We start from the raw sequence: 10,778 nt of genomic DNA on the forward strand, positions 1-10,778 counted from the left end.
GATGGCCCAGCGCCTGGACAAGCAGGCCGCTGAATACACCTGGTCGGCTGCTGCCGAGCGGCGTCACATGATCATGCGTGAGACGCAGCGCCAGCAGCGCTACGGACGTGGCGGCTATGGCCCGCGCGGCGGCTATTACGGCCCGCGTCGGGGCTATTACGGCGGCCCGCGCGGCGGCTATTACGGTCCGCGCGGTGGCGGCCGGTACATGGGGACGCCCGGCTATGGCGGACCGCCGGTCTACCGGTAAGCGGTCGTCGCTATCCGTTCGTCCATGAATCAGCGGCCCGGAGACGGGCCGCTTTTTCATAGCGCGGGCGGATATCCGCCAATGAAGCAAGTCATGCTCGTGCTGTTCCGGACGGCGGTTCAGATCGGCTGTCTCGGCCTGCTCCCGTGGGTGGTCCACCGGATCGTCCGCGCGATCTGATACCCCTCGGAGTCGATCCGGGGAAGCTATGCATCCCGGCCGTATCGGCGCAGGGTTTCGTGCTCCTGACGGACGATCTCTCCGACCTGCATGAAATGCTGGGCCAGCGGGTTCGTCTTGCGCCAGGCCAGGCCGATGGTGCGTCTCGGTCTCGGCTCCGCCAGCCGGGCGATGCTCACCTCCACCGCGGAAGTCTCCGCCGCGACCGCCATCTCCGGGATCAAGGTCACGCCCATGCCGGCGCCGACCATGCGCACCAGCGTCGCCAGCGAACTGCCCTCCATCGGGTCCTGCGACAGGCCCGGCGCCATGTTGCAGAAGGCCAGCGCCTGATCGCGGAAGCAGTGCCCCTCCTCCAGCAGGAGCAGGCGCATCGCGCGCAGGCTCTCGACGCCGGGCGGCGGCTTGTCCCGGTCGGCCAGGGGCCGGACCAGGACGAATTCCTCGTCGAACAGCGGATAGTCCTGCAGCGAGGGTTCCGAAGCCGGCAGGGCCATGACGGCGATATCGAGCCCACCGGTGATCAGGTCTTCCGTCAGCTTGCCGGTCACGGCTTCGCGCGGGCGCAGGTCGACCGCCGGAAAGCGCTCCGTCAGCCGCCGGATCACGGCCGGCAGGAGATAGGGCGCGACGGTCGGGATCATGCCGATGCGCAACCGGCCGCCCAGCGACGGGCTCGAGGCGCGCGCCAGGTCCGCCAGTTCGTCGACCGAGCGCAGGATCTGCTGGGCCCGCCCGGCGAAGGCCTCGCCGAGGCTGGTCAGCCGGATCTGCCGGCGGTCGCGCTCGACCAATAGTGCGCCGAGCAGGTCCTCCAGATCCTTGATCTGCAGAGACAGGGCCGGCTGGCTGATCGCGCAGGCATCTGCCGCGCGGCCGAAATGGCGGTGCTGCGCCAGCGCCGCGAAGTAGCGGAGATGCTTAATCGATATCATTTGGAAAAATTATCGTACCGATTTGAAAATTCAAGTTCTCATTATGATAGCTTTTCCCTAGAACCATTCGAATGGAACGGTGCGGCATCGGCTTCAGGCGGATGCGGAACGTGCCGCCTTCCGGCGTGAGGCGGCGGGCGCCTTCCGGAAAGACCCAATTCAGCAGGCTCCGAAGGGGGATATCATGAGCGGTGGTGACGTGAAGACGGCCGGCAAATGCCCGGTCATGCATGGCGCGATGACCCAGGGCGGCGGCTCCGTCTCCAACTGGTGGCCGAACGCGCTGAACCTCGACATCCTCCACCAGCAGGACAGCAAGACCAAACCGCTGGGCAAGGACTTCAACTATCGCGAGGAGCTGAAGAAGCTCGACGTCGCGGCGCTGAAGAATGACCTGCGCGCTCTGATGACCGACAGCCAGGATTGGTGGCCGGCCGACTGGGGCAGCTATGTCGGCACCATGGCCCGCATGACCTGGCATGCCGCCGGCACCTACCGCATCTCCGACGGCCGTGGCGGCGCCGGCACCGGCAACCAGCGCTTCGCCCCGCTGAACTCCTGGCCGGACAACGCCAACACGGACAAGCCGCGCCGCCTGCTCTGGCCGATCAAGAAGAAATACGGCAACCGCGTCAGCTGGGCCGACCTGATCGCACTCGCCGGTACGATCGCCTATGAGGTCGCCGGCCTGAAGACCTTCGGCTTCGCCTTCGGCCGCGAGGACATCTGGCACCCCGAGAAGGACATCTACTGGGGCGAGGAGAAGGAATGGCTGGCGCCGAGCGACAATCGCTATGGCGACCTCGCCGACGCCAAGACGCTGGCGAACCCGCTGGCCGCCGTCCAGATGGGCCTGATCTACGTCAATCCGGAAGGCGTCAACGGCAAACCGGACCCGCTCAAGACCGCCGCGATGATGCGCGAGACCTTCGCGCGCATGGCGATGAATGACGAGGAGACGGTGGCCCTCACCGCCGGCGGCCACACCATCGGCAAGGGCCATGGCAATGGCGACGCCGGCAATCTCAGCCCGGCGCCGGAAAGCGGCTCGATCGAGGATCAGGGCCTCGGCTGGATGAACCGCAAGGGCCGTGGCATCGGCCGCGATCAGGTCGTCAGCGGCATCGAGGGCGCCTGGACCACCCATCCGACGCGCTGGGACAACGGCTTCTTCGAGATGCTGCTCGGCCATGACTGGGAGCTGCGCAAGTCGCCGGCCGGCGCCTGGCAGTACGAGCCGGTCTCGATCGCCGACGCGGACAAGCCGGCTGACGTGGAGGACGCCTCGATCCGCCGCAACCCGATGATGACCGATGCCGACATGGCGCTGAAGGTCGACCCCGCCTACCGAGCGATCTCGGAGCGCTTCCTCAACGATTTCGATGCGTTCTCGGATGCCTTCGCCCGCGCCTGGTTCAAGCTGACCCATCGCGATCTCGGCCCGGCCTCGCGCTATTTCGGCCCCGACGTCCCGTCCGAGGAATTGATCTGGCAGGACCCCATCCCGGCCGGCCGTGTCGGTTACGACGTCGCCTCGGTGAAGGCGAAGATCGCCGCGAGCGGCCTCTCGACGGCCGATCTCGTCTCGACCGCCTGGGACAGCGCCCGCACCTTCCGTGGCTCGGACAAGCGCGGCGGCAGCAATGGCGCCCGCATCCGCCTCGCCCCGCAGAAGGACTGGGCCGGCAACGAGCCGACGCGTCTGGCGAAGGTTCTGGCGGTGCTGGAGCCGATCGCGGCCGCGACCGGCGCGAGCATTGCCGACGTCATCGTGCTCGCCGGCAATGTCGGCGTCGAGAAGGCGGCGAAGGCTGCGGGCTTCGACGTGACCGTGCCGTTCGCGCCGGGCCGTGGCGACGCCAGCGACGCGCAGACCGATGCGGCTTCCTTCGCTGTGCTGGAGCCGCTCGCCGACGGTTTCCGCAACTGGCAGAAGGAAGCCTATGTCGTCACCGGCGAGGAGATGTTGCTCGACCGTGCCCAGCTGCTCGGCCTGACGGCGGCGGAGATGACGGTGCTGCTCGGCGGCATGCGCGTGCTCGGCACCAACCATGGCGGCACCAAGCATGGCGTGTTCACTGACCGCGTCGGTGCGCTGACCAGCGACTTCTTCGTCAACCTCACCGACATGCACTACAGCTGGGTGCCGACGGCGAACGGCCTCTACGAGATCCGCGACCGCAAGACCGGCGCGGTGAAATGGACCGCGACCCGCGTCGACCTCGTCTTCGGCTCGAACTCGGTGCTGCGCGCCTATGCCGAAGTCTATGCCCAGGACGACAACGCCCGGAAATTCGTCGACGACTTCGTCGCGGCCTGGGCCAAGGTGATGAACGCCGATCGCGCCGACCAGGCCTGAGACGGTTCAGCGCGAGCATTGCTCTGTTGATGAACCCCGCCGGCATCACCGGCGGGGTTTTCTGTCAGGGCATGCGGATGTCCGACGGAGCTGCGGCGGCGCGGCGCCTGCTTCAGCGGCAAGCGATGATGGCGTCGAGTTGCGCCCGCAAGGTGGAGCCGGAAGCCGGAAAGCGGCCTTCAAGCGCCGCCGTGCCGATGGTGAAGCCTGCCGCCCCGCTGCGGCGGACCGCCTCGATCTGTTCTGGACGCTCGATCGAGCCGGCGACGAGGACAGGCTTTTCCGTAGCCGCGCAGACCGCTGCGATGAGAACGTCCACATCCGTGCGCGAGCGATAGGCGAGGAGATCGAGTCCGTGCACGCCATCCCAGGCGGCGATGGCTCGGGCGCTATGGGCGATCTCGGCAACCGTGCCTTCCAGAATGCTCGGATGCCCGGAGATGCGTCCGGCAAAAGGATAGTAGCGGATGCCGCTACCGCGCAGGAGCGGCGCCACGTCCTCGACATGGGTCCCGCCGAGCAGATGGTCGACGCCGAGATCGATCGCGGCTCGCACCGAGGCGATCTCGCTGGCACGATCGAGCGAGACGACTTCGAGATAGCTCGCGGCGCCGCCGGCCTTGATCAGGCGCTGGATGGTCCTGAGTTCGGCGAAGGGCAGGCCGATATCCTTGAAGCCGATATGGCGGATGCCGGTGTCCAACGCGGTCGCGACATGATCGATCGCCTCCGGCACCGTCCGATCATGGCGCGTCAGCATGAAGATGAAGTCGAGCCCGGCCATGACCTTCTCCATGAAGGATGCTTGCTCAGGGATGCCACAAGTTCCGGGCGGAGAGGAGGCCTGTTCCTCGCCAGTTGCTCAGGCCATCACCAGCCCGCCATCGACATGCAAGATCTGGCCCGTGACGAAGCGGCTCCAGTCGCTGGCGAGGAACAGGACCGGCCCCGCCACGTCCTCGGGCGTCGCGATGCGGCGCAAGGGCGTTTGCGCGATCAGCATCTCGCGGACCTCTTCCGGTGTGTCCGCGCTCGCCTGCGTCGGATAGACCAGCCCCGGCGCGACACAGTTCACGCGGATGCCGAGCGGGCCGAGCTCGGCCGCAAGATTGCGGCTGAAGCCGGTGAGCGCCGCCTTGGCGGTCGTGTAATCGTGATAGGGAATGCTCGGCCGCGTCACCAGATCGCTGGCGAGATTGACGATCGCTGCCCCGCTGCGGCGCTGGAGCAGCGGCAGCATCGCGCGGCTGACCGTATAGGCCGCCTTCACCGCGCCCTCGAACTGCTGCTCGTAGGCTTCCCAGGGCGTCTCCCAAAAGCGGGCGCGGTTGTCCGGGTCGAAGCGATAGGGCGCGAAGGCGTTGTTGACGACGACATCGAGCCGCCCGACCTCCTCGGCGATGCGCGCCGCCATGGCCGCTACCGCTTCGGGAGAGGTGACATCGGCCGCGATGGCCAACGCCTCGCCGCCAAGCGCGCGGCATTCCGCTGCGACAGCCTCGGCGGCGGCCTCGTTCGTCCGGTAGTTGACGATGACGATGCCGCCCTCGGCGGCGAACGCCTTCGCGATCGCTGCGCCGATGCCGCGGCTCGCGCCGGTGACGAGGATGGCCCGGTCGCGGAAGCTCATGGCGCGCCATCCTTCGGCGGGATGAGGTCGCTCTTCACCACCGCCTTCATATCGATCTGGCGGGCGATCAACCCGAGACTGCGAAAGGTATCGGCGCCCTTCTGGAGGGCATCGAGATCGAAGCGGCCGAGGCCCTCGCGCTCCGTCGTCGCCGAGACGCTCGAGGCGTTGCGCAGCTTGATGATCTCGAGATTGACCGCCTCGTCGCGGCCGTTGATGGCGCGGGTGACGGCGATGCGCGCGGCCTCCTCGGGCTTGGCGATCATCCAGGCGGCGGAATCGCGATAGGCGGCGAGGAAGCGCTTCAGCAGCGGCTTGTTCTGCTCGTAATAGCTCTCCTTCACGACGAAGATGTCGCTCGGCAGATTGAGCTGGTCGCGGACCTCGATGACGTTGGCTTCGCCCAGCCCCTTGGCGCGGGCGACGAGCAGGCCGGTATCGGTCGCGGCGGTGGCGTCGACCTGCCCCTGCATCAGGGGTGCGAAATTGAGCAGGCCCGTCGGCTGGATGGTCACATCCTTCTCGCTCAAGCCCACCTGATTCAGCAGCACGAGCAGGTTCTGGTAAGTGCCGCTCGCGAGGCTGTAGACGCCGATGCGCTTGCCCTTGAGATCGGCAGCCGAGCGAATGCCGCTGCTCTTCAGCGCGACCACGTTGAAGACGTTCTGCGGATAGATGTTGTAGATCGCGACGAGCTTCTCGCCCTTGTCGAGCGCGAGATAGAGCGCGGCCGGATCGGTGAAGGCGACATCCGCCTGCCCGGCGATCAGGGTCTGCAGCGCTGCGCCGCCGCCATTGCCGGGCACATAGTCGAGCGCGATGCCCTTGGCCTTGAAGAAGCCCTTGTCGGGCTCGGCCAGGAGGTTGGTGATCTCGCTGATCGGCTGGCTCCAGCCGGCGACGGTGACCTTGTCGAGGGGCTGCGCCTGAGCCGACGTCCAGGCGGACAGCAAGATCGCCGTCGCGACCGCCACGCTCGCCGTCATCCCGGACAAGCTGCGAAGCAGCGCCGATCCGGAATCCATCGCAGAGCGCGGCGCCCTATGATGGATCCCGGCGCTCCGCTTCGCTGCGGCCGGGATGACGTGCCCTGTTCTCAGGAGGCGAGCGAGCGTGATGAAAACGGACATGGTCTAGCCTTTCGAGAAGCGGTGCAGGACGCGGCGCTCGATCAGGCGCACGGCCTCGTAGAGCAGCATTCCAAGGGCGGTAATGACGATGAACAGGGCGAAGATCAGGCTCGAATCCATCACGCTCTGCGCGGCGATGATCGAGGCGCCGAGCCCGATCCGCCCGCCGATGAACTCGCCGACGACGGCGCCGACCAATGCCAGCACGACGGCGACGCGCAGGCCCGCCATGATGACGGGCAGAGCCGCCGGCAGCTTCAGCCGCAGCAGGGTCTGGAAGCGGCCGGCGCCGAGCATGCGGAAGAGCTCGCGCCGGGAGCCATCAACCTCGCTGATGCCGGTCAGGGTGTTCTCCATCAGCGGGAAGAAGCAGATCAGCGCGGTGATGACGACGGTCGGCGTCATGCCGAAGCCGAACCAGATGATGAAGAGCGGGCCGAGCGCGAGCTTGGGCACGAGCTGGCTCGCCAGCACATAGGGGCGCAGCAGGCGGCTCAACGCCGGGAATTCCGCCAGCAGGATGCCGACACCCAGCCCGACGACGGCGCCGATGCCGAGGCCTAGCGCCATCTCCGCAGCGGTCATCGCCAGATGTGGCCAGAGCCTTCCGGTTGCGATCTCGCTCCAGAGCGTCGCGAGCACGGCGGAAGGCGGCGGCAGGACAAGGGCCGAGAGCCCGCCGATACGGCACCAGGCCTCCCAGCCTGCGAGCAGGACGACGAACAGCAGGAGTGAGGGCAGCCGGGCCATCATGCCGCCGGCCTCCGATTGACGGCGACAGCGCCGTCCATGGCATCGCGCAAGGCGCGGCAGGCGGCAGTGAAGCCGGGGGCATAGCGCATGTCGCGGTGGCGCGGGCGGGCGAGTTCGATCCGGCGCACATGCGTGACGCGGCCAACCTCCATCACCGCGACCGTGTCGGCGAGATAGACGGCCTCGCCGATATCATGGGTGACGAAGAGCGCGGTCGTGCCGTTGAGCGCGCAGAGGCGCAGCAGATCGTCCTGCAATTCCTCGCGCGTCAGGGCGTCGAGTGCGGCGAAGGGCTCGTCGAGCAGCAGCAGGTCGGGATTGCCGACCAGCGCACGGGCGACGGCGACACGGCTCTGCTGGCCGCCGGAGAGTTCGGCGGGACGACGCATGGCGAAATCCGCGAGGCCGACGCGCTCGAGCAGATCGAGTGCCGCGTCCTTGTCGGCGATGGTCGGGCGGCGTTTCAGCGAGACCGGCAGCAGGACGTTGTCGAGCGCGCTCAGCCAATCGAGCAGCGTCGGTGCCTGGAAGACGAAGCCGGCGCGTGGGCTCGGACCGGCCAGCGCCTCGCCGCCGATGCGGATCGCGCCTTCGCTCGGTATCAGCAGGCCGGCGGCGAGCTTGAGCAAGGTGGTCTTGCCGCAGCCGCTGCGGCCGAGCAGGCAATGAATCTCGCCGCGCGGGATCGTCCAGTCGATGGCGTCGACGACAGCGGGGCCGGTCGCGCTATAGCGGTAGCTGGCTCGTTCGATCGTGACGAAATCGGTCTTGGCGAGGTCAATCGACATAGGGGGCGAACCCTTCTGCCGCGATTTCTGCACTCTGCTCGATCTCCGTGAAGGTGACGAGGTCGAGCAGGCTGAAGCGCCCGTCATGATGCCAGCCCGCCTCCGGCGCGGTCATGCGGCCGAGCGGAGCGATGCGGCTGACGCCGATTTCGCCCAACTGCCCGGAAAGCCGGAACAGCCGCTCGGGCGCCGCAGCGATGCCGGCCGTCTGCAGGAAATTGCGATAGGGGGCGACAAGCGCGGCGACCTCGTCGAGGCTCTCGACCGCGACCAATTTCAGCGTGCGGTTCAGCCCGCTCGGGCTCAGGGCTTCCGGTGCCTCGACATGGACGACGCTCCAGTTGCTGGATGGTTCGCCCAGAAGCTCTGCGGTGCCCTCCATCGCGCGCGTCTCCTGCGCACTCCGCCATGCGGCGATCGAGGCCGCTTCACCTGGCGAGAGAGCCCGGCGCGGATGGCGCGAGGCGATGGCGCTGAGTTCCTGCGCAACGTAACGGGAGAACTCTGCCGGGCTGACCTTTCCGCCGCGCTCGACGAAGAGCATCTGCGGCGAGTAGCAGCCTTGCTGCTCGTAACGGGTGACGTCATGCGCCGCGAGGCGGGCCAGCGCCGGGGCTTTGCGGCTGTCGAGCGCTTCGCGCGCGATCACGCCGAACCCGATCTTGTGACCATGCGGCAGGAAGCGGGTCGTGATCGGCAGCTTGGCGCGCAGGGTCGCCAGCGTGTCGTTGCCGCCATAGGCCATGACGGTGTCGGCCTCGCGCAGGAAGACCGGCTCGGCCGCCGCTTCGCCGCCCTTCCACCAGGTGATGGCGAGGCATTTGCCGATCTCGGGGTCGACCTCGGCAAGCAGGCTCGCGAACCAGCCTGCCGTCAGCGGCTCGGCCGAGGCGAGCTTGCCGACGCTGCCGGCCTTGACCAGCAAGCCGCAGATCAGACTCCAGAGCGAGAGCGCCGGCACGTTGCCGGCCCAGACATGCAGCAAGAGCTCCGGGCCATGGGCCCGCAGATAGCCGCCCTTGGGCGTCGGCTGGAAACCGTCGAGCACGCCGGGATTGGCGAAATCCTCGGCCAGGAAGCGCAGCAGCTGAGGCTTGCGGAAGGTCTTGAGATAGCCGGTCAGGCCGAGCCGCACTGTCTCGCGATCATAGCCTGTGATGATCGGCAGGAGATGCTCGGCCTTGCGCCGCAGCGGATGTTCGCGATCGAGCAGGCGCGCGATGGCGGCATCGATCGCGTCGACGATGCGGGCAACCGGCATCCGTTTCAAGTGCGCGCGGGCATTCTCGCGGACATGCGCGCAAAGCGCCGTGGCCTGCGCCTCCTCGAGCCCGGGCAATGCGACTGTAGCGCTCTCGCCCCAGGCGCTGTGGCTGACTTCGCGCCAGCGCAGCGCGTCGCGGTTCAGGCCCGGCACATGGCCCGCATGCTCGATCACGGCGGTCAGCCTCGCGCCGCTGCGAGGAATTCGGCGACTGCGACCGAACAGCCCTTCGAGGCCTCGCCATCGACCCGGCCGAGCAACCTGAATCCACCGGGCACGATCTCGCCGGCATCCTCGGTCAGGATCGCCGCGACGCAGTTGAAATGGGCGAGGTCGTGATGGACGATCACGCCGCGTTGGCCTTCGGGCAGGTCGGCGCCGGTCAGCGGATCGACGACGCGGCTGCGGATCCAGTGCGGACCGGATTTCACCGACGGGCAGGCGGCGTTGCCGTCGTCATAGAGCTGCGAACTCAGCTCGGTCATCCCATACATGTTGATGCAGGACGCGCGCGGCACGCCGAACGAGAGGCTCAGCCCGTCATAAAACTCGCCGGGTCCCAGTTCGCGCGACTGGCCCTTGAACCCGCCGGTGTCGAGGATGCGGCTGCCTTCCGGGAGCGCGAAGCGCCGGCCGTTCGCCGCGAGCGCGTCCAGCACGGGCACGAAGGAATAGCTCGCGCCGAGCAGGGCATAGGGCTCTCCGCTCGCTTCGACTTCGGTGAGTGTCGCCAGCAATCCATCGAGATCGAGCCCGGCGGTATTGATGAAGGTCCGGGAATCCGGCGTGCCGCATTCGCTCCGGGCGAGCGAGAGATAGGTGGCGAGCGAAGAGTTCGGCAGCTCCGCCTCGTCCGGGAAGAGGATGCCCATGCGGATGCGCTCGCGGCCAAGCATGAAGCGCGCGCGGAAATTGACCAGCATCGAGCGCTTCCAGACGTCGAGCGTCGGGTGATAGCTTCGGCCGCGGATGCCCTGCGTCGTGCCGCTCGTCATGAAGACGCGTTCGGCGGCTTCCGGCGGGCTGCAGCTCAGCGTCAAGTCCTTGAAGGCGGTGATCGGCACGGCCGGGATGTCGCGCCAGCGCTTCACCGAAAGCGGCGTGCGGCCACGCTGCAGGCAGAAGCGCTTATAGGGCTCGTTATTGCGGAACTGATAGGCGAAGACCTTGAGCGCCATCGCTTCGAACTCGGCTTCCGACGCATCGGGAAGCGCGATGAACGCCTTGAGCGCCGCGATGATCTCGGCTTGCGTCACTTAAACCCACTCCGTTCGGACGCGCGCGGACAAGCCGAGGCGTCGATCGCTGGAGGATCACGAGCGCAAGCTGGAATCAGGGCCTCAAGGCCGCATGTCCCGCATCCCTACGCCGGTATGATCCGGATCAGGTTCGGAGGGTCACCGCGTTGCTTAAGGCTCGAAAGCCCAGCCGGCGGAATCTCAGCCTCCTAGCGAGGCCCCCCTGGGAACGGATGCAGATGACGAGCGGC

General features: G+C 67.5%; 10 protein-coding genes and 1 riboswitch. Of the genes, 2 read left to right on the plus strand and 8 right to left on the minus strand.

Annotated features, from left to right (window positions below; translation table 11 throughout):
• A partial coding sequence (locus tag Q0Q02_RS21355) for a hypothetical protein (protein ID WP_293812532.1) occupies positions 1-250 on the plus strand: 250 nt, incomplete at its 5' end.
• 206 nt (positions 251-456) lie between these two features.
• On the opposite strand, the gene Q0Q02_RS21360 is transcribed toward Q0Q02_RS21355, so the two are convergent.
• On the minus strand, positions 457-1,365 hold the full coding sequence (locus Q0Q02_RS21360) for a hydrogen peroxide-inducible genes activator (RefSeq protein WP_293812534.1): 909 nt from the start codon (positions 1,363-1,365) through the stop codon (positions 457-459).
• A gap of 184 nt (positions 1,366-1,549) precedes the next feature.
• On the opposite strand from Q0Q02_RS21360, the gene katG reads away from it, so the two are divergent.
• The gene (gene katG / locus Q0Q02_RS21365) at positions 1,550-3,724 is read left to right on the plus strand and encodes a catalase/peroxidase HPI (protein ID WP_293812536.1); all 2,175 of its coding nucleotides are present in this window, start codon (positions 1,550-1,552) and stop codon (positions 3,722-3,724) included.
• A gap of 112 nt (positions 3,725-3,836) precedes the next feature.
• Here the strand turns inward: katG and Q0Q02_RS21370 are convergent, their stop codons facing one another.
• From Q0Q02_RS21370 to Q0Q02_RS21400, 7 genes are all read right to left on the minus strand, one after another.
• Positions 3,837-4,508, minus strand: a complete 672-nt coding sequence (locus tag Q0Q02_RS21370) for a 4-hydroxythreonine-4-phosphate dehydrogenase (RefSeq protein ID WP_293812538.1) — start codon at positions 4,506-4,508, stop codon at positions 3,837-3,839.
• 78 nt (positions 4,509-4,586) lie between these two features.
• Entirely contained in the window at positions 4,587-5,354 is a 768-nt protein-coding gene (locus Q0Q02_RS21375; RefSeq protein ID WP_293812540.1) for an SDR family oxidoreductase, read from the minus strand.
• Complete coding sequence (locus tag Q0Q02_RS21380; protein ID WP_293812542.1) at positions 5,351-6,340, minus strand: ABC transporter substrate-binding protein; 990 nt, start codon at positions 6,338-6,340, stop codon at positions 5,351-5,353. Before Q0Q02_RS21380 ends, Q0Q02_RS21375 begins: the two co-directional genes overlap by 4 nt.
• 147 nt (positions 6,341-6,487) lie before the next feature.
• Positions 6,488-7,237: an ABC transporter permease gene (locus Q0Q02_RS21385; protein ID WP_293812544.1), complete on the minus strand. Its 750-nt coding sequence runs from the start codon at positions 7,235-7,237 to the stop codon at positions 6,488-6,490.
• Positions 7,234-8,025: an ABC transporter ATP-binding protein gene (locus tag Q0Q02_RS21390; RefSeq protein WP_293812546.1), complete on the minus strand. Its 792-nt coding sequence runs from the start codon at positions 8,023-8,025 to the stop codon at positions 7,234-7,236. Before Q0Q02_RS21390 ends, Q0Q02_RS21385 begins: the two co-directional genes overlap by 4 nt.
• Complete coding sequence (locus Q0Q02_RS21395; protein WP_293812548.1) at positions 8,015-9,463, minus strand: acyl-CoA reductase; 1,449 nt, start codon at positions 9,461-9,463, stop codon at positions 8,015-8,017. Before Q0Q02_RS21395 ends, Q0Q02_RS21390 begins: the two co-directional genes overlap by 11 nt.
• A gap of 5 nt (positions 9,464-9,468) precedes the next feature.
• The gene (locus Q0Q02_RS21400) at positions 9,469-10,545 is read right to left on the minus strand and encodes a hypothetical protein (protein ID WP_293812550.1); all 1,077 of its coding nucleotides are present in this window, start codon (positions 10,543-10,545) and stop codon (positions 9,469-9,471) included.
• 86 nt (positions 10,546-10,631) lie between these two features.
• Positions 10,632-10,762: riboswitch (TPP riboswitch) on the minus strand.
• Positions 10,763-10,778 lie beyond the last annotated feature (16 nt).

The sequence above is a fragment of the uncultured Allobosea sp. genome, from assembly GCF_945956895.1.
Lineage (GTDB): Bacteria > Pseudomonadota > Alphaproteobacteria > Rhizobiales > Beijerinckiaceae > Allobosea.